15 protein-coding genes are annotated in these 19,174 nt (G+C 53.8%); 2 read left to right on the top strand and 13 right to left on the bottom strand.

The features are described 5' to 3' along the window. Nucleotides 1-131 precede the first annotated feature (131 nt). Nucleotides 132-1,436 (top strand): adenosylmethionine--8-amino-7-oxononanoate transaminase, encoded by a 1,305-nt coding sequence (gene bioA, locus SIB79_RS00860; RefSeq protein ID WP_413681124.1) that lies wholly within the window; start codon nt 132-134, stop codon nt 1,434-1,436. A 42-nt stretch (nt 1,437-1,478) separates the two neighbouring features. Here bioA and SIB79_RS00855 read toward each other — a convergent pair whose 3' ends face one another. Together SIB79_RS00855 and SIB79_RS00850 are read right to left on the bottom strand one after the other, a co-directional pair. After that, nucleotides 1,479-1,745 carry a DUF3143 domain-containing protein gene (locus SIB79_RS00855; protein ID WP_063394933.1) on the bottom strand — a complete coding sequence of 89 codons (267 nt, stop codon included), beginning with the start codon at nt 1,743-1,745 and terminating at the stop codon, nt 1,479-1,481. Next, nucleotides 1,687-2,319: a J domain-containing protein gene (locus SIB79_RS00850; RefSeq protein ID WP_063403558.1), complete on the bottom strand. Its 633-nt coding sequence runs from the start codon at nt 2,317-2,319 to the stop codon at nt 1,687-1,689. Before SIB79_RS00850 ends, SIB79_RS00855 begins: the two co-directional genes overlap by 59 nt. On the opposite strand from SIB79_RS00850, the gene rsmG reads away from it, so the two are divergent. Next, a complete protein-coding gene (gene rsmG / locus SIB79_RS00845; RefSeq protein WP_063403557.1) occupies nt 2,318-3,061 on the top strand; it encodes a 16S rRNA (guanine(527)-N(7))-methyltransferase RsmG in 744 nt (247 codons plus the stop codon). The two genes, SIB79_RS00850 and rsmG, sit on opposite strands and share 2 nt — an antisense overlap. Here rsmG and SIB79_RS00840 read toward each other — a convergent pair. The 11 genes from SIB79_RS00840 to rpoB all read right to left on the bottom strand — a co-directional run bounded on the left by SIB79_RS00840 (nt 3,058) and on the right by rpoB (nt 18,894). Then, nucleotides 3,058-4,278: an aldo/keto reductase gene (locus tag SIB79_RS00840; protein ID WP_063403556.1), complete on the bottom strand. Its 1,221-nt coding sequence runs from the start codon at nt 4,276-4,278 to the stop codon at nt 3,058-3,060. The genes rsmG and SIB79_RS00840 overlap by 4 nt on opposite strands. A 6-nt stretch (nt 4,279-4,284) precedes the next feature. Continuing rightward, a complete protein-coding gene (locus SIB79_RS00835; RefSeq protein ID WP_011130866.1) occupies nt 4,285-4,665 on the bottom strand; it encodes a ferredoxin in 381 nt (126 codons plus the stop codon). Between the two features lie 16 nt (nt 4,666-4,681). After that, a complete protein-coding gene (locus tag SIB79_RS00830; RefSeq protein WP_011130867.1) occupies nt 4,682-5,074 on the bottom strand; it encodes a DUF1257 domain-containing protein in 393 nt (130 codons plus the stop codon). After that, nucleotides 5,074-5,277, bottom strand: a complete 204-nt coding sequence (locus tag SIB79_RS00825; RefSeq protein WP_041375041.1) for a DUF2997 domain-containing protein — start codon at nt 5,275-5,277, stop codon at nt 5,074-5,076. Before SIB79_RS00825 ends, SIB79_RS00830 begins: the two co-directional genes overlap by 1 nt. 100 nt (nt 5,278-5,377) lie before the next feature. Continuing rightward, complete coding sequence (locus SIB79_RS00820) at nt 5,378-6,169, bottom strand: HEAT repeat domain-containing protein (RefSeq protein WP_063403555.1); 792 nt, start codon at nt 6,167-6,169, stop codon at nt 5,378-5,380. Between the two features lie 214 nt (nt 6,170-6,383). After that, entirely contained in the window at nt 6,384-8,153 is a 1,770-nt protein-coding gene (locus SIB79_RS00815) for a sodium:solute symporter family protein (RefSeq protein ID WP_063403554.1), read from the bottom strand. 42 nt (nt 8,154-8,195) lie between these two features. Further along, nucleotides 8,196-9,266, bottom strand: coding sequence for a 23S rRNA (adenine(2503)-C(2))-methyltransferase RlmN (gene rlmN, locus SIB79_RS00810; RefSeq protein ID WP_063403553.1), 1,071 nt, complete (start codon nt 9,264-9,266; stop codon nt 8,196-8,198). Next, on the bottom strand, nt 9,263-9,415 hold the full coding sequence (locus SIB79_RS00805; RefSeq protein WP_011130872.1) for a high light inducible protein: 153 nt from the start codon (nt 9,413-9,415) through the stop codon (nt 9,263-9,265). The genes rlmN and SIB79_RS00805 overlap by 4 nt, the downstream gene beginning before the upstream one ends. 59 nt (nt 9,416-9,474) lie before the next feature. Then, complete coding sequence (locus SIB79_RS00800) at nt 9,475-13,599, bottom strand: DNA-directed RNA polymerase subunit beta' (protein ID WP_063403552.1); 4,125 nt, start codon at nt 13,597-13,599, stop codon at nt 9,475-9,477. 47 nt (nt 13,600-13,646) lie between these two features. Further along, the gene (locus tag SIB79_RS00795; protein WP_063403551.1) at nt 13,647-15,551 is read right to left on the bottom strand and encodes a DNA-directed RNA polymerase subunit gamma; all 1,905 of its coding nucleotides are present in this window, start codon (nt 15,549-15,551) and stop codon (nt 13,647-13,649) included. A gap of 49 nt (nt 15,552-15,600) precedes the next feature. Then, entirely contained in the window at nt 15,601-18,894 is a 3,294-nt protein-coding gene (gene rpoB / locus SIB79_RS00790; protein WP_011130875.1) for a DNA-directed RNA polymerase subunit beta, read from the bottom strand. Between the last annotated feature and the right edge of the window lie 280 nt (nt 18,895-19,174).

The following is a 19,174-nucleotide window of genomic DNA, read 5'->3' as shown; positions in this document are numbered from 1 at the left end:
TTTATGTGTTGGTTTAGCAGTTGGTTTTAGAGCCTGCTTTGTTATCTGCTTGAAAGGATTGCAAAGAGCCATCGTGATCGGTTCAGTCCGCAACATCACGATCCAAGATGGCAACACAATCCCATCGGATCATGGATAGCTTCGATCCACTCGCCGCCCCAAACGCCAAAAACTGGCATCCCCATCTCTGGCCTCCCTTCACTCAGATCGCATCGGCATCACCACCGCAACGTGTCATCTCGGCGGATGGAGCGCTATTGATGCTGGATGGTGCACCTCCCCTGATTGATGCAATCAGCAGCTGGTGGGTCACCCTGCATGGCCATGCCAATCCCAGCATCGCCGCTGCCATCGCAACCCAGGCACAGCAACTGGAGCAGGTGATCTTTGCTGACTTCATTCATCCCCAAGCAGAACAACTGGCAGCGCGCCTCAGTGCCGTAACAGGCCTTCAACGCCTGTTCTTCTCCGACAACGGCTCTACCGCCGTGGAGGTTGCGCTCAAGATCGCTTGTCAGTGCTGGCACAACCGCGGCGAGCCTAGGCAACAACTCATCGCTTTCAACGGGGCCTACCACGGCGACACGTTCGGGGCGATGGCAGTAGGGGAGCGCAACCTATTCAGTGCCCCCTTTGAGGAGATGTTGTTTCCAGTAGCACGGGTGCCCTGGCCCGCTACTTGGTGGGGCGATGAAGAGGTTGAAACACGTGAACGGATTGCTCTAACTGAACTGGAACGATGCCTTCAAACCCCAACAGCAGCAGTCATCTTGGAGCCATTAGTCCAAGGAGCAGGCGGCATGGCCATGGTGCGAGCGGAATTCCTACAAGGAGTCGAGCAACGCGTACGTGCTGCGGGAGCCTTGCTGATTGCTGATGAGGTTCTGACTGGTTTCGGACGCTGTGGAGCCCTATTCGCCTTCAAGCGTGCAGGGCTTGTTCCCGATTTGATCGCTTTATCGAAAGGACTCACCGGGGGATTTTTGCCCATGGGCGTCACCATGGCCCGCGAAGAGGTGTTTGAGGCCTTCTTAGGAGATGATCCATCTCTCACCCTCTGGCACGGTCATAGCTTCACTGCTAATCCCCTAGGTTGCGCAGCCGCAAACGCAAGCCTCGATCTACTGGAGGCCAACCCAGAAAGCTACGAAAACTTTGAGGCTAGGCATCTACCTCATCTCGAAGCCCTAGCTGAACATCCAAAGGTGCAGCAACCAAGACTGACCGGCACCATCGCCGCCTTCGACCTCGCGATAGACGGAACCCATGGCTACCTCAATCCAGCAGGACGAATCGTCAAACAACAAGCCATCAACAATGGTGTCTTCCTGCGGCCTCTAGGTCAGGTCGTTTATCTGCTGCCTCCGCTCTGCCTCAATGACGCTCAACTTGAGCAATGCTATGCAGCCATCCATTTAGGCTTGGAAGCCCTCTGAGTTCAAGCGCTCAAGCGCTCAACAGAAGCAACACCATCGTTCTTAAGGGCCTTCTGAAAGAGCAGCCTCCACATCGGAGCGGGGTAGACCATAAGGGAAACAGCACTGACTGCGCTGACCACCTTGCTCCCAGGCAACCCTCAATTCTTCCTGCTCCAGAACGATCTCAGCTGACCATTCAGGCATGAGCCAAATCCATCGACAGGGATCCTCACAACTGCGCTCAGCACCTAGCCGCTGCAGCCAACTCTCAAGAGAAACGAGGGAATGCCGATCCAAAGGCGTCTGTTCGGGAGGCAACGACGACATTGATGGCACCTGTGATTGAAATCCTGCCAGTAGTCTGTTCACTATTGAGCCAACTAGGCAAAACTTGCAGCTCACGTCCATGAGCCCAAGCCACTCCAAAGCCAATCAACAGGCTGAACATTAAAGTCAGCCCCAGAAGAAGCAGAGAAAACAACTCCCCCCCGGAAAGAGGACGGCGCACGCCAACCCCCTTCGTAGCACTAGAAGACATTGAAGGCAGCGCATCAGTGCCAACACTGGAGCTCGCAGCCAACAACCCTTCTGCCATCAGGCTGGCGTCATACGCCTGGCGTCGCACAGGGTCGGTGAGAAGCTCATAGGCCTCACACAACAACTGAAACTGCTTGGCAGCCTGTTCAGCAGGAAGAGGAGCCGTATCCGGATGCAGAACCTTGCTGCGACGGCGGAAGGCTAGATGAATGGTTTCAACATCTGCAGAGCGCGCAACTCCCAGACGCTCGTAATGGCTCTTCGCAAGAGTCAAAACCAGAAGTTGATCGGCAACTCGCAGAACATCATCTCCTTTCCCCGTGAACAATTCCATCCTAGAGAGAACTATGTTCTGATTTCCCATGTCAAATCAGGCCTGCTTTAGCAACCCAGGCCCGGAGCTCTGGAATGCCCTGGGATGGCATCCCTCCAGTGAACAACTGGAGCAAATGATCGCCCTACAAGCCCTCCTACGCCAATGGAATGCCCGGGTCAACCTCACCCGCCTGGTCGAAGGTGGTGACTACTGGATTATGCAGGTGTTCGACAGCCTCTGGCCTCTGCAGAGCGAATTGCAGAACGCCCAACAACCACGTCGTTGCATCGATATCGGCAGCGGCGGTGGCTTTCCCGGTCTGGTACTAGCCATCGCACTACCAGGCGCAAGGATCACCTTGGTGGATTCGGTAGGCCGCAAGACAGCTGCCCTCAAGGCAATGGCGGCAAAGCTAGGCCTAACATCCCGAGTCACGGTACGTAGCGAACGTGCAGAACTCACCGGGCAGGATCACTGCTGCCGCGGCTTATTTGATCTCGCGATGGCTCGCGCAGTGAGCACAGCACCGGTTGTAGCCGAATACCTCGTCCCCCTTCTCAAGCCAAGCGGCGAAGCCCTGCTCTTTCGTGGCCATTGGAGCCCCAACGATGCAAAGGATCTCGCTAAGGCTCTCAGATTGCTACAAGCCGATCTAATCAAGATGGAACGTCGCGAACTTCCTGACAATCGCGGGGTGCGTCACCAATTACGCCTGCGCGCAACGCTCCCCTGCCCAGCGACCTTTCCACGTCCAATCGGTGTACCTGCCAAGAAGCCGCTCGGGTCTTAAACACTGGTCAGTCGCTGCTGAGGATGACCACCAAGACGGTTGCGCAACCTACGCAGCAAGCCTGGGATCTGATCACACCAGGGGCTGTTCACCAACACCTCCCTGAGGGCCGTCTCACTCACATCTGCATCCAGTGCTTCGGCATTCGCTCCAGGGAACCAGTGGCTGCCACTGCCAAGTAAGCCGTAGCGGGCTTTTGCATAACCCTCCATTCCCCAAGCCTCTACAAGATTATGAAGCCAAAGCAAGATCGGAAGATTGATCTCGCCTGGAGACTCCTGCCAGGGCGGCAAGCCCCTCTGCCAACTGGTCCACCAAGCCTCACCTAAAGCCAACTGTGCCGCATCAACGAGTCGCTGCTGAACTGGTGGCAGCAACTCAGCGGCACTCTGCAAGAGATCCACCGCCTCGAGATGCCGATCGAGATCACTGGGTCGCGCTGCGCCAACGCTGATCGTATGAACCCTTGGGTCTTGCAAGCAAAACAGATCGTTGAACACAATTGGATGAAGTGGAGCACAGAGTTCCAGAAGTTGAGACGAGGGACTATGCAGATGGCCACCCTTATCTGTCGGGCTAATGATGAAAACGCCTAGGTCATGACGAGCAGCTGCATCCAGTGCAGGATCATTGTCTTGATAAATGAAATACCAGTGCAGGTTCACATAATCAAAGGCATCCGTCTCGATCGCCTGCACGATTAGGTCTGTGGGGCCATGGGTGGAAAAACCCACATGACCGATGCGTCCATCACCCTGCCAACGACGCAACACATCCATGCAACCTCCTGGTCGCAAGGTCTGGTCCAGATGCTCCGAAAGGTTGAGGCCATGGATGGCAACTAGATCCAATCGTTCACATCCCAATCGTTCAAAACTGAGTGCCAACTCAGCCTCAAAGACTTTGGGATCCTCACGAGGAGGGACTTTGCTCTGCAACAGCCGCTGTGGATCCAAGACATCACGCAGCGCCCATCCCAACTGCCGCTCAGAGCTGCCGTAATGGCGTGCCGTCTCCACATGATGAAAGCCACAGGCCACCGCTCGCTCCAAAATGTCCTGCAGCAGTTGCTGCGACTCAGAGGTAATGACCTCCGCCTCCAAATCTGTCCAGCTCTGCTGAAAGCGCATCCCCCCTAAAGACAACACAGGCATTGATAAACCGGTGCGGCCAAAGCGGCGGCAAGGCAGAGAGCTCTGCTCCAAAGACGCCTTCATTAACTCTTAGGAGCCATGATTACGCCGCTTACGAGAAGTCCTTTGAAATCCAAGAGGAAGCAATTCCAGAGCTGCTAATTGAGCTCGCAATTCATCTAGCTGCTCAAACTGCACCCATTTGATGCAGTTCACAGGGCAGGTCGCAATGGCTTCCTGAATGCGTTCCGTACTATCCCCGTCCTGCCGGATGGCCCGGGAGCGCCCCATTGTTGGCTCGATAACAAAGGTGTTAGTCGCTACATGAGCGCAGTACCGACAACCAATGCAGACAGCCTCATCAACCCAGACAGCCTTCTCACGCAATTGTCCACCAAGCAGCGGCTCCGATCCATTCGCCCGCTCATCAAGCTGGGCGGAAACTTGAAAAGCTGCCGATGGATCAATCAATGGTCAAAGTTGGATATCAGGAATCCCAGCGAGTTACCACCAGTTCGATAGCGCCGTCATCAGTATTGCGCTGCTCTGCCACCTCAAAGCCTTCCTGCGCTGTTGATGCCAACACCGTATTAAGGGCGTAGCGCTGGGTGAGCTGAGCAAGAAAACGTTCCACCGGAACAGATTGCCGCCAGAGGTCGAGGTCGGTCACCAATTCATAGGCCCCGGTAGTCGAATTCAAACGAAAACCAATATCACCACCTTCAGGCATGATCACAGCCAATTCAGCTGTGACTGTTTGTCCGCGATAGCCGCGAACAGAACGCTCTCCTTCTTGGGGGACATAACCAAGATCCTTGAGCGCCTGTAACAGGGGCTCTCGTTTGCGCAGGTGTGTCTTAACGGTGCTGAAGTGCGACATCAAAGAAGCTCGGCTGGAATGGACTGGGATTGATCCTGTGGACGGAGAAACGCCTCGGCTGTAGGTGTGCTTTGTTCCACGACACCAATGGATTCTTCAATCCGCTCGGTGAGAAGACGGCAGGCTTCACCAACAACCCCCTCAACACTCTCTTCAACACGTCCGTCTTGACGGATCCGGAATCGCACAGTCTGTTGAGGCATCCACTTCATCAGAAGGGTTCCAAATAATATCCTCCATCTTCAAGAGCTGACGTGTTGATTGTCACAAGACCCAAGTAAATCAAGGATCCAATCTGAGCCTTCAGGTCAAGCGTCCTTCATCTACAAGAGTTTGAAGCCGCTGAATCACCTCAGAGTTCTCCAACTGTTCAAGTGCGATGCGAGCCTCATCACGTACCGAGAGCTCTGCATCATTGAGCAGGGAATCAACAAAAGCCTCCACCAACTCCTGCCGACGAGGTTCAACCAAAGTGTCGTAAAGACGTCCGAGGGCCCAGATGCAGTTACTTCGCACAACAGGTTCTCCATCGATCTGCAAACTCATCAGTAGTTGACTTGCAGCGATATCAGCATTGGCAGGAGAGGTGCCACCGGCTTCTGCCAATGAGCCGGTGGCCCATAGCCTTACCGCAGCAACATCATTTTGGAGAACATGAATGAGGGGTTTAAGGACGCGGGCATCGGCGTAATTCCCCAGGCTCCAGGCAGTTGCCTTACGCACATAGGCATTGCAGTCAGCCTGTAGCAACTGCAAAAGGGGCTCTAAAGCTGGCGGGGAAGGATTTCGACCTAATGCATAAACAGCACTCATCCGTTCCACTGGACAAGGCTCCTTCAACAAGGGCAACAGCAAAGCCACTGCCCTGGGATCCCGATGTTCACAAAACACCCTTAGCCCCTGCAGACGCTCCTCATGGCCCAGCTTCAGCCAGTTAAGACCTGCGTCACACACATCCGCCACGTCTGAATAATCAGGATTGATCTCGTCAAGCGGATCAACGAACTGTTCAGCCGCCAACTCCTTGGCCAAGACATCAGGATCAATGGCCAAGTTGGCCAGACCTTCCTCTAGCTGTCTAGTAGCTTCACTCATGACCTTGATCGTAGAGGCATTAGGCCGACTGATCTCACCCGATTGGAGCCGGCGCGAGCATGTCCCCAGGCAACCAGATACGAGCAGTCACTGCCACCAGAGCCACCCCAAATAAAGCCACAATCAGAGCAGGCAACACGGTGGAACGTATGAAATTCAATGCTTGCGAAGACTTTCGCTCATTCTGCCTCCCAAGCCAAGACCTTGTTGGAGATCATGCGACGCCTATCCGACTGCGCAGCCAACCACGGGTTAAAGGCAGCACACAGATCATGGTGACCACCAAACCGATCCAACCGCCTAGCTGCTGATGTAACAAAAACGCGCCAGTGCCGAGCAGGCCGCCAAACAGAACACCGACACTAAGAATGAAGCGCAAACACAAACTTACGAGGGAATCCACCGGTGTTATATCCAGGCGTTGACGCAAGCGACTCCAGCCTGGGCCTGGTGGCTGCACCTGGTTCACAAATCGCTCGAGCACTTGCGGCGATTCAGGCGGAGTCACCAGCATCACTACAACCCAGACCACAGCAGTAATCGCTGTAGTGATCATCAACCTGGTGCCGTAATCAGGAATTGTCACCAAGGGCATAACGGATGTACAAAGGCCCACCACAAAACCACAAACCATCGCCGCCAATTCGGCAGCAGCATTGATCCGCCACCAGAACCAACGCAGCACAAGCACCACTCCGGGCCCGGTACCAATAGCAATCACCAGACGAAACACTGTGCCGATGCTGTCGCTAATTAATGCGGTGATCACCCCGACAACTAGCAGCAAAACACTGGTGAATTGACCAACCAGCAACAGCTCTCTCTGATCAGCATCCGGCCTTATAAAACGCTGGTAAAGATCGTGGGTGAGATAGCTAGCACCCCAGTTCACTGCGGTACTGACCGTACTCATGAAAGCCGCCACCAGAGAGACCACTACAAGACCAAGCACCACTGGTGGTAGGTAGGTCACAGCCAAGGTTGGGTAACTGAGTTCCCAGTCGGCCTGAGCTGGCAAGAGCACTAAAGCGGCAAGAGCAACCAAAACCCACAACCAACTGCGCACCAGATAGTTGACCACCAGAAACACCCAGCCAGCCAGTTGAGCCTGACGCTCGTCCCGCGTGGCCAACATTCGCTGAATGAACTCACCACCACCGTCACTGCGACGGAAACTCCACCATTGGACAGTGAGATAAGACAGGAATGTGGCCACACTGATCTCGGCGCCACCAATCCAATCAAAGCCATCACCATTCCATTGCCAAGGCACAATCGCCAGCAGTTCAGGTCGCTCTAACCCCCTCAGTTGATCGAGCATGGCGTCCATCCCTCCGGCTGCATGAACGGCGGCCCACGCCACCGCCACCGCTCCCAAAAGAGCCAACAGCAACTGCACGAAATCGGTGATCACGACAGCCCAGAGGCCCCCAGCAACGGTGTAAACAAGCACCATCACAGCCACGACTGCCAACAGCACAACAGTGTCAGGGGTGCCTCCAAGCACTTCCACAGGGCTGCCAGACACGATGCCCAGGGCTTCTACGACCTTGCGCATGGCCAGGAAGGCATAGCCGATACCGATGCAATTCACCGGCAGTGCGAGCAAAAATGCTTTGATCCCACGCAGCCAGGCAGCAGGCGCTCCGCCATAACGCAGCTCGGTGAATGCAGCATCGGTCAGCACCCCGCTCCGTCGCCAGAGCGGAGCAAAGACAACTGCCATGGCGACATGCGCCAGGCCGAAGCTCCACCATTCCCAATTGCCGGCCAATCCTCGTGTGCCAACCAGACCGGCTACATAAAGAGGGGTATCAATCGAAAATGTCGTTGCGGCCATCGAAGCCCCAGCCAACCAACCACTGAGTCGACGTCCCGCAACAAAGTAATCATCCTCACTTCGATTGCGACGAGACAACCAAAGTCCAATCACGAGAGTGATGGCGAGATAACCAACGAGGATCATCCAATCAATGGCAGCCATATCCTTAGGCGGTTGATCGCAGTGTGACTCAGCTAGTCCATCTCAGCCGGTGGCTGCGTGCTGGCGGCGGAGCTGACCACAGGCGGCATTCTGATCCAGCCCTCGACTTGCACGCAAACTCACTGCCACCCCACACTGCTCCAATACACGCCGAAAGGCCTCAATCGTCTCTGGATTAGGACGTTGAAAACCCTCATCGTCGATGGGGTTGTAGGCAATCAGATTCACATGACTCTGGAAGCCCCTAACCCGATCCGCTAGTTCTTCTGCATGCTGAGGCTGATCATTAAGTGCTCCAAGCAGGATGTACTCAAAAGTCACCCGTCGACCAGTCACTGCCAAATAATGGCGACAGTCTTGAAGCAGAGTCTCGAAGGGGTAAGCGCAAGCGGTAGGTATCAAACGTTCACGCAACTCTTGATTGGGAGCATGCAGACTCACGGCCAGGGTGAACTGGGCGCGACCTAGACGTTTCATCGCCAGCTCTGCCAGCTGGGGCAGCGTATGGGGGACACCCACGGTGCTCACAGTGATACGACGCTGAGCAATACCTAGATCAATATTCAGGCAACGAATCGCCGCCAAGACCGCTTCAATGTTGAGCAAAGGCTCACCCATACCCATGAAGACAACGTGGGAAGGACGGCGATCCATCGCCTCGCGCAAGCTCAACACCTGATCAACAATCTCATGTGTGGCCAGCGATCGTTGCAGCCCTCCCTTCCCGCTAGCGCAGAAGCGACAAGCCATTGGACAGCCCACCTGACTGGATAGGCACACTGTGAGACGTTGCTGGGTTGGGATGCCTACACTCTCAATGGTTTCGCCATCAACCGTTGCCAGCAGCAACTTGGTCGTGTCATCCACCGCAACAGCCCGGTTCACCTCCAACAACCGCCCAATCGTGATGCCTCGCTGTTGCAACGAGAGGCGCCATGACTTTGGCAACACTGTGATCGCCTCAAAACTTCTGGCTCCCTTGGCATAGAGCCATTCATGCAACTGACGGCCCCGGAAGGCTGGCTGGCCTTCTGCCACAGCCCAGCCCTCTAGTTCAGTAGCACTACAACCCAGTAACGCCTGATTGCCGCCAGGCAGATGGGTAGAACTCACCAGATCAACAAACCATGCCCGAGTGTTGCCTCCACCACCATTAAGGCAATAAAGCCAAGCATCGCCATACGTCCATTGAGCTTCTCGTTATGGCTGTGAAAGCCATAACGAGGCTTTCGCCGTTGCGGAATGATGGTGGGCTCAAGCATGGATGAAGGCCTCAATCAAGCGTTTACAAAGCAGAAACGAACATTCAGGAGAGGTTTGCTCACTCCTCAGTGAGCAGCCCCTCCTGCTGAAGACCCTCGAGAGCGGATGGATCTGGCAGCTGTTCCTCCTCGAGTTCATTCTCACCAGTAGGACGAACAAAAGCAGCGAAGTTGCTAGCCGCTGGATCAATCCCATGACGACTGCGTGTGGCCTCCAAATCAGCGTCACTGGGATCAGCCAACACAGCAGTCGAACTGGCCGCAGGAGCTGCAGGCATGTCCACGGTGTAATCCGGACGCAAGTTCTGCATTCGGCGATAACCAGCAGGGTCCTCGGCCAGGATGTCCGGATGAGGCCCCGCCTCGGCTCGCAACTCTTCCTGGAAGCCACTGAAGCCAGTGCCGGCGGGAATCAACCGACCGATGATCACATTCTCTTTGAGACCACGTAGCCAATCGCTCTTACCCTCGATTGCGGCTTCAGTGAGCACTCGTGTGGTCTCTTGGAAAGAAGCCGCCGAGATGAAGCTGTCGGTGTTCAGAGACGCCTTCGTAATTCCCAGCAGAACAGGTGTGAACTCAGAAGGGGCTCCACCAGTGATCGCCATAGCCTGATTGGTGTCCTCCACCTGACGCAATTCGATCAACTCCCCTGGCAGCAAAGTGGTATCACCAGCATCCTCAATCCGCACCTTGCTAGTCATCTGGCGGACAATCACCTCAATATGTTTGTCGTCAATCGAGACACCCTGTGACTTGTAGACATTCTGAACCTCTGTGACCAAACGGTGCTGGAGTTTGGCGATCGCCTCTTGTGCAGCATCCATCAACGGCTTGCGCCCACGTAAATCCTCGAAAAAGCAATCGAGTAGCTCGTGAGGGTTAATCGGACCATCAGTGAGCAGTTCTCCAGCATGGACCTGCTGCCCATTGCTGACCATGACGTTACGACCTAGAAGAATCGGGTATTCGCCAATAGCATCATCTGCCTCAATCACAGTCACCGTGATTGATTCATCGTCTTCTCCTTGCTTGATCTCCACAGTGCCTGGCTTCTTACAGAGCACAGCAGATTCCCTTGGGCGACGAGCTTCGAGCAACTCCTCAATCCGCGGCAAACCCTGAACAATGTCTCCTGTCTTCTGACGTTCAAACACCAACAACGCCAAACCATCACCCCGCTGCACCAAATCGCCATCGCGAACATGCAATACAGAATCTGGAGACACCATGTAAGGGCGTCCGAGGCGCAAGGTGATTGCTTTTCCATCAACCTCCTCTACCTCTCCGCAACAACTAGACGGCTCATCTTTTGCTAGCGAGTCGCCATCGACCAATCGCTGGCCTACCTCCACGAGCGGACTGCCATTGGTCGTCACCGTAATGGTGTCTTCATCACGCTCAACAATCAAACGCCGCACAGGGTCACCCTCCTGGACAACAGGCAACTGGGCGATCCCCTCTTGTTTACAAAGGATCTGAGTTGTCGCAACCACATCACTCGCCTTAACCGACTGGCCGTCTTCAATCTGCAACTCGGTGTGAGTGGAGCCATGGCTTGAATCGGAGATTGTGTCGCGACGCACAAGGATGCTCTCGAGAATCACCAAACGCAATCTTTCGATGGTCTTAGCTCGCTTATCACGCACAGCCTCTACATCCACAGTCATCTGAGGAGTGGTGTCAAACGTCTCAAGAATGAGTTGAGTTTTGAGTAGCTCTACGCCCTCAACCGATTTGATCAGCTCTCCATCCTTAAAGGCGAGTCGCTGGGTGGCCTTAATCCCCAGATGAGGGCCCTTCGGCTGCTTGACATGAGTCAAGTCAGGGAGTTGTGCCTCATTTGGGATGGTGTATTCCTCCATAGGTCTTAGCAACAGACCAGTCCCCTCAGGTGTGTCCACGGTCTGCACAAAGACCATGGCTTCAGAATTGATGCCCTTGGCAATCGTCTCGCCTGGGTTCACGATCTGGCCATCACCTGTGAAACGCTCTAAGGCCTTGGTTTCAGTACAAAGGTGGAAGCTGCCACTGCGAACGATGATTTCGCGCAGGATGTCGTTCTTCTGAGTCACCGTTACGATCCCGGCAGTCTGGCTGAAGATGTCCTTGACAACCTCAGTCCCGGCCTCAATCCACTGGCCGTCCTCGATCATCAACAAGGAAATGTCCTTGTTGATCTCATGTGTCTCCTGAGGGATCCAAAGCAAGGTGCCACCCTTATTCACCTCAAAGCCATTCTTGGCTGAGCGAGCCTTCTTGATCGCCAGACCAGGGGCAAAGCGCACCAGACCACCGGTCTGAGTGCGGAAGCGGTCATCAGCCAACTCAGCCACCACTTCACCATTGCCAATCTTGCTTCCAGGAATGGTATTTAAGCGATAACGGGTACCGTCTTTTGCCTCCAGATGCCAAAGTTCCCCTGAATGCGTGGACTCTCCGAGCAGCTTGAAGTCCTTCATCGTCATCGAGGTGGTCACGATCTGCACCTCGCGAGAATCCCCGATCGAATCGCGCAGACGCACCTCACCTCCAAACTCGCTGGCCTGGCTGGCCTCCGCCAACACCTGACCACGTTCGACTTTGACATTGCCCTGGACTACAGGCTCGGCATTGGGGGGAAGGTTGTAGACATCCCCAGCAAGCACCCAAAGTCTCCCTAAACGCTGCGCCTTCAGAGTGATATTTCCCTGACGGTCTTTAACTTCCCTGGGCTGAATAACCTGCTCATAACGAACCTGACCAGCCAGGTCACAAATTACGTCTTTAGTGGCCTTCTCCACGCTCTTTTTCACCGCAACAGCCGCGATCTGAACAACAGTCACGTCTGCCTCGATCTCCTGACCATCACTAACGAACAGCAAAGATCCGGTGGTGATATCGATCCTCTGTGCACGACCCTTGCCTGAAGGCTTCACAGTGAGAGTGAAGTCCACTTCAGACTGCTGAGCCTCTAGACCATGGGGTGTGCGGTAACCACGCACACGAGCCTTGGGACCAAACTCAACTGTGCCAGCAATAGTGGAGCGAACCACGCCAGTCTCAGCGGTAGACACACCACCGGTATGGAAAGTTCGCATGGTGAGCTGCGTCCCCGGTTCACCGATGGACTGAGCAGCAATAATGCCGACGGCTTCGCCGAGATCGGCTAATTCGTTATGAGCCAATGCCCACCCATAACACTGCCTACATACGGAACGATTGGCCTCACAAGTAAGCGGTGAGCGCACCATCACCTCAGTGATGGCTGCCTTTTCGAAACGCTTAGAAAGCGGTGGATCGATTTCTGTATTGCGTTCAGCAAGAATTTCGCCGTCAACATTGACGACTTGCTCTGCAGTGAGGCGACCAACAAGACGGCTACCAAAACCACCGTCTTCCGCCTTCACAATGATGCCCCTAGTGGTGCCGCAATCATCCTCACGAACGATCACATCCTGAGCAACATCCACCAGACGCCGCGTGAGATAACCGGAATCGGCTGTTCGCAACGCTGTATCGACCAGACCCTTACGTGCGCCGTAAGAGGAGATCACGTACTCAGTAACCGTTAGACCCTCACGGAAATTGGTGCGAATCGGCAAATCAATAATCTCCCCCTGCGGATTGGCCATCAGGCCACGCATACCAACAAGCTGGCGAACCTGAGACATGTTTCCACGAGCCCCAGAGTTGGCCATCATCCAGACCGAGTTCAGCGGGTCGTTCTGATTGAAATTCTTCTTGACCGCATCAACCAAACGCTCATTGGTTTCTGTCCAGGTATCAATCACCTTGGTATGACGCTCAACCTCTGTGATTTCACCAAGGCGATAACACTCCTCGGTGGCCGTGATCTGAGCCTCTGCCTGGCCAAGCAAGTCTTGCTTGGCCTCAGGCACCTTGAGGTCTTCCACGGAAATCGACACGGCAGCCTGAGTGGCGTAGCGAAAGCCAAGGTCCTTGAGATTGTCCGCCATGGAAGCGGTTACAGCGGTGCCGTGTGTCTTGTAAGCCCATGCCACCAGTTGCTTTAGGGCCTTCTTATCGATAACCCGGTTACGAAACTGCGGTGGGGTCCTCGCTAGTGCTGGCGAAGTGCTTGCCGCTGCAGCCTTTGCGGCCTTGGACTTGGACTTCGACTTGGACTTGGACCTGGTGGTCTTGGTCGAAGGCTTGCGGGATTTCGGGGAGGTTGAGGTCATGGCTACACGTGAATCAGGTCAGGGAAGAAAGCTGGTATTGGAGTGACTCAGGCGACGGCCACCGCATCGATAATTGTGTAATTCATCACCACGCGGCCCACTGTTGTAAGGATGTAGCGACTGATCAATGCTCCTTCTTCGTCGAAACGATCTCGGCGATAAGTCCACTGCTCAATGCGAGTTCCATCGCTGAGCAGTTCAGCTTTGATGGGCTCTTCTATCTCATCTTCGTCCTCAACCTCACCGTTAAAACGAACCCAAACCCAGTCATGTAGCAAGATCCTTTTATCTTCAAACGCATGAATGACGTCCTCTAAACCTGAATAGGTTCTGGATTGATCGCCAAACTCAGGCACAGAAGCTCCAGGCTTGAGCGCCGTGAGGTAATAAGAACCAAGCACCATGTCCTGCGAGGGAGTGATGATCGGATCACCGGTGGCAGGCGAAAGGATGTTGTTACTGGCCAACATCAACATGCGTGCCTCTGTTTGAGACTCAATCGCGAGCGGCACATGAACCGCCATCTGGTCACCATCGAAGTCGGCATTAAAAGCAGGACAGACCAACGGGTGTAACTGAATCGCACGACCATCGACCAGCTTTGGCTCGAAAGCCTGAATACCAAGACGATGAAGAGTTGGAGCGCGGTTTAACAGAATCGGATGCCCCTCGATGACCTCTTGCAGCACCTGCATCACCTCATCATCAGCACGCTGAATCAACTTCTTTGCAGCCTTGATGTTGTTGACAATGTTCTGACGAATCAGACGGTGGATCACGAACGGTTGAAACAACTCGATCGCCATCTCTTTAGGCAAGCCGCACTGATGCATCTTCAGCTTTGGGCCCACCACGATCACGGAACGACCTGAGTAATCAACCCTCTTACCAAGCAAGTTCTGACGGAAGCGACCCTGCTTGCCCTCAATGATGTCGCTGAGGGACTTCAACGGACGATTGTTAGCACCAACAACTGTTCTGCCGCGACGACCGTTATCGATCAGAGCATCCACTGCCTCCTGAAGCATCCGCTTCTCATTTCTGACGATAATTTCAGGGGCCAGAATTTCCTGAAGTCGAGCAAGACGGTTGTTGCGATTAATCACCCGACGGTAAAGGTCGTTCAGGTCGGAGGTCGCGAAACGTCCGCCATCCAATTGGACCATTGGACGAAGATCCGGGGGAATGACTGGAATCGCATCCAGCACCATCCACTCAGGTCTTGCATTGGTAGCAATGAAATTATCAATCACACGCAAACGCTTAATTAACTTGGCCCGCTTTTGACCCTTGCTAGATGAGATTTCCTCTCGCAACTGTTCAGCTACATCAGGCAAATCTAAATCTTCTAGCAATTGCTTTAGAGCTTCAGCACCGATGCCAACCATCGGCTCATTCTCAATCGTGGAATCTTCTGCATAGATCTCATCTTCAATCTCTAACCACTCATCCTCAGTAAGTAACTGCTTATACTTGAGTTCCTTATGATCGCCAGGATCAAGCACGACATAACAGTTGAAGTAAACAATCTGCTCAACATCACGTAGTGGCATATCTAACAAGATCGCCACATAACTAGGTATCCCTTTCAAATACCAAACGTGGGAGACAGGAGCTGCCAACTTGATGAAGCCCATGCGATGACGCCGAACCCGACTTTCAGTGACCTCCACGCCACAACGCTCACAGACAATGCCACGGTGTCGAACCCGCTTATATTTCCCGCAATGACACTCCCAATCCTTTGAAGGGCCGAAGATCTTCTCGCAAAAGAGCCCATCCATCTCAGGCTTAAGGGTGCGGTAATTGATCGTCTCCGGCTTCGTCACTTCACCCACTACCTGCCCATTAGGAAGTGTCCGCTGACCCCACTCCATCACCCGATCTGGTGAAGCAAGTGTGATCTTGACGTAGTCGAAGTGGTTCTCTGTACGGAGGTTGCTGTTAGTCATGAACGAATCGCAAACAGTTTGGGAAACGAAAAGCAGTTAGGTAAGGCCGTTAATCTTCGTCGTAATCCGCTACTCCAAGGGATTCGTAAGTGGGTCGACTAGGAGTACTACGGCGGGGATTCACATCCTGCATCAGATCCACTTCTTTGCCTTCATCGGTATAAACAGCGATATCAAGCCCTAGAGACTGAAGCTCACGCATCAAGACCTTGAAAGACTCGGGTGTCCCCGGCCTGGGGATAGGCTTGCCCTTGACGATTGCATTGAGGGCTTCATTCCGACCCTGCATATCGTCTGATTTAACAGTAAGCAGCTCCTGCAGGGTGTAAGCGGCGCCATAGGCCTCCAGAGCCCACACCTCCATCTCCCCTAAACGTTGGCCACCTTGTTGAGCCTTACCGCCAAGAGGTTGCTGGGTTACCAGTGAATAGGGACCTGTTGAACGAGCATGGATCTTGTCATCAACCAAATGAACAAGCTTCAGAATCTGTGCATAACCAACGGTCACCGGCTGGTCGAAAGGTTCACCCGAACGCCCATCAATCAATTGAAGCTTGCCAGGATTGTCAGGGTTGTAGACCCACTCCTTACCTGGCTGTTTGGCAGCTTCCTTGAGATAAGCCTCCACTGTCTGCTGGGACTTTTCAGCTCCATACATTTCATCAAAAGGCACCACCTTGACCCGACAGTCGAGATTGGCTGCTGCCCATCCCATTAAGCACTCAAACACCTGACCCACATTCATCCGGCTGGGCACGCCCAAAGGATTCAAAACGATGTCAACTGGAGTGCCATCGGGCAGAAAAGGCATGTCTTCGCGGGGCAGAATGCGACTGATGATGCCTTTATTGCCGTGGCGACCGGCCATCTTGTCGCCAACCTGGATCTTGCGACGCTGAGCCACATACACTCGAGCGACCATATTGGCGCCAGGGGGAAGCTCATCACCCTGTTCACGAGTGTAAATACGAACGTCCACAACTCGTCCTCGCTCAGTACTGGGAACGCGTAGAGAGTTATCACGCACATCGCGCGCTTTTTCACCAAAAATGGCACGCAAAAGCTTCTCTTCCGGAGGCTGATCTGACTCACCTTTAGGTGTCACTTTGCCCACCAGAATGTCGCCACTCTCTACAAAAGCACCGATGCGAATGATGCCCATTTCATCAAGATTGCCAAGGCTTTCCTCGGCAACATTGGGTATCTCCCTGGTGATCTCCTCGGGGCCAAGCTTTGTCTGTCGTGCCTCGATCTCATACTTCTCGATATGCACCGAGGTGTAGAGGTCGTCCTTAACTAATCGTTCGCTGACAAGAATAGCGTCCTCATAGTTGTAACCCTCCCAAGGCATATAAGCGACCAAAACGTTCTGACCTAGAGCAATTTCACCGCCTTCACAAGCCGAACCATCCGCGAGAACCTGACCCACGATCACCGCATCACCCTGGCAGACAATCGGACGCTGATTAAGGCAGGTGTCCTGATTTGAACGCTGATACTTCTGCAGGTAGTGGGTGTGATCAACCCCATCCTCATCCCGGACGATGATCGCAGTGGCATCCACGAATGTGACCATGCCATTCACGCGGGAGATGGGCACCATCCCGGAATCACGAGCTACCTGAGTTTCGAGGCCCGTCCCCACCAAAGGCCGCTCAGGCCGCAACAGTGGTACGGCCTGCCGTTGCATATTTGATCCCATCAGAGCCCTATTGGCGTCATCGTGCTCGAGGAAAGGAATCAAGGAGGTGGCGACAGAGATCACCTGCACCGGCGAGAGCTGCACATAATCCACTTGCTCAGGTGGAACTTTTTCGAAGTCCTGGCGATAACGCACTGGAATTAATTCAGCGAGAATCTGTCCATCGGCATCCGTGGCCACATCACCAGGAGCTACACGACACTCATCCTCAAGATCGGCTGATAAATAGATGGGGTCTCCCTCCTTGATCAGGCGACCGTTCTCAACCTTCCAGAAGGGAGTCTCAATGAAACCATACTGATTGACCCGAGCGTGGGTAGCCAGTGAATTGATCAAACCTGCATTCGGGCCTTCCGGTGTCTCAATTGGGCAGAGACGGCCATAATGGGAGGGGTGAATATCACGCACCGCGAAGCCAGCACGCTCCCTAGTGAGGCCCCCTGGCCCCAGAGCTGAGATACGACGTTTGTGGGTGAGCTCAGCCAATGGATTCGTCTGATCCATGAACTGACTCAGCTGACTGGAACCGAAGAACTCCTTAACAGCTGCAACGAGAGGCTTGGGGTTCACCAACTGAGCTGGCGTGAGCGAATCGGTCTCCCCCACCGTCATCCGTTCTTTGATGATCCTCTCCAGGCGATTGAGACCAACCCGGACCTGGTTCTGCAAAAGTTCACCCACTGAACGCACTCGACGATTGCCCAGGTGATCAATGTCATCAAGGCTGGCACCACCCACATCGAGTTCTAAATTGATCAGATAATCAAGGGTTGAGAGCACATCCTCATGGGTGAGGGTCCGCACCGTATCCGGGATTGTTAGACGCAGCTTTTTATTAATCTTGTAACGGCCAACTCGGCCAAGGTCGTAACGCTTGGGATCAAAAAATCGGGTCTGCAGAAGCTGTTGTCCACCGCTTACTGAAGGAGGCTCACCAGGACGAAGCTTTTTATAAAGCTCAAGCAAAGCCTGATCCTCTGAACTAATTCCTTCCTCATTTGCAGCCTCAATAGACTTCTTGTAATACTCGGGGTGACGAAGCTTATCGATTACATCGTTATCTGATAGCCCCATGGCCCGCATTAAAACATGGGCATTAATTTTGCGTGTTTTATCAACACGCACATGCAGAAGGTCGTTTTTATCTGTTTCGAACTTTAGCCAGGCACCACGGTTAGGGATAACACTGGCATTATATGTTCGTCGTCCATTCTTATCCTGTTCATCCTTAAAATATACCCCTGGGCTGCGCACAATCTGATTAACAATAACCCTCTCTGCACCATTGATAATGAACGTACCTCGCTCAGTCATCAGAGGAAGCTCGCCAATAAACACCTCCTGCTCCTTAATCTCACCTGTTTCCTTATTCACTAAGCGACAGGTCACATACATCTGCGAGGCGAAAGTCGCATCACGGCGCTTGGCCTCTTCAACATCGTGGCGAGGCCGCTTCAATCGGTATTCATTGCCAACAAAATGGAGTTCAAGCTTGCCTGTGTAGTCAGTGATCGGAGAAAAGCTATCCAATTCCTCGATCAAGCCCTCATCAAGAAACCACTTGAAGCTCGCCCGCTGAACTTCAACGAGATCAGGCAGGTAGGTGGCGGTCTTGGCGACCTGAATCGCGCTGCTGCTCATGCGGAGACCTGCAGTTGAGAAGTGAAATTGGAAGACCTGAACAATCGACGGGCCTAGATCCGAGTCGGCAGCACAAAAGGCAGCGGCAGCAGCTCCCTGTACCAAGGAGCTGCTGCCGTACTCATGGGCTCAGAGATCTCGAGTCAAAAAGACTGACGTCAACAATGCACCAGAAGACAATGGGCGCTTCGGGCGGCAGGGACGCAGAAGAACTGCATCATGGCCAGACCAGTCAATAATTTTACACTTGTAGACCGCCAAACGCCTGTCCAATGTCTTG

The sequence above is a fragment of the Prochlorococcus sp. MIT 1342 genome (assembly GCF_047304495.1).
GTDB classification, from domain to species: domain Bacteria; phylum Cyanobacteriota; class Cyanobacteriia; order PCC-6307; family Cyanobiaceae; genus Prochlorococcus; species Prochlorococcus marinus_D.
This window is presented reverse-complemented; position numbering and strand designations above follow the sequence as displayed.

Coding starts and splice junctions, on each gene's coding strand:
- bioA (WP_413681124.1), top strand. CDS start 132: ATGGATAGCTTCGATCCACTCGCCGCCCCAAACGCCAAAAACTGGCAT.
- SIB79_RS00855 (WP_063394933.1), bottom strand. CDS start 1,745: ATGTCGTCGTTGCCTCCCGAACAGACGCCTTTGGATCGGCATTCCCTC.
- rsmG (WP_063403557.1), top strand. CDS start 2,318: ATGTCAAATCAGGCCTGCTTTAGCAACCCAGGCCCGGAGCTCTGGAAT.
- SIB79_RS00850 (WP_063403558.1), bottom strand. CDS start 2,319: ATGGGAAATCAGAACATAGTTCTCTCTAGGATGGAATTGTTCACGGGG.
- SIB79_RS00840 (WP_063403556.1), bottom strand. CDS start 4,278: ATGAAGGCGTCTTTGGAGCAGAGCTCTCTGCCTTGCCGCCGCTTTGGC.
- SIB79_RS00830 (WP_011130867.1), bottom strand. CDS start 5,074: ATGTCGCACTTCAGCACCGTTAAGACACACCTGCGCAAACGAGAGCCC.
- SIB79_RS00825 (WP_041375041.1), bottom strand. CDS start 5,277: ATGCCTCAACAGACTGTGCGATTCCGGATCCGTCAAGACGGACGTGTT.
- SIB79_RS00820 (WP_063403555.1), bottom strand. CDS start 6,169: ATGAGTGAAGCTACTAGACAGCTAGAGGAAGGTCTGGCCAACTTGGCC.
- SIB79_RS00815 (WP_063403554.1), bottom strand. CDS start 8,153: ATGGCTGCCATTGATTGGATGATCCTCGTTGGTTATCTCGCCATCACT.
- SIB79_RS00805 (WP_011130872.1), bottom strand. CDS start 9,415: ATGCTTGAGCCCACCATCATTCCGCAACGGCGAAAGCCTCGTTATGGC.
- SIB79_RS00800 (WP_063403552.1), bottom strand. CDS start 13,599: ATGACCTCAACCTCCCCGAAATCCCGCAAGCCTTCGACCAAGACCACC.
- SIB79_RS00795 (WP_063403551.1), bottom strand. CDS start 15,551: ATGACTAACAGCAACCTCCGTACAGAGAACCACTTCGACTACGTCAAG.
- rpoB (WP_011130875.1), bottom strand. CDS start 18,894: ATGAGCAGCAGCGCGATTCAGGTCGCCAAGACCGCCACCTACCTGCCT.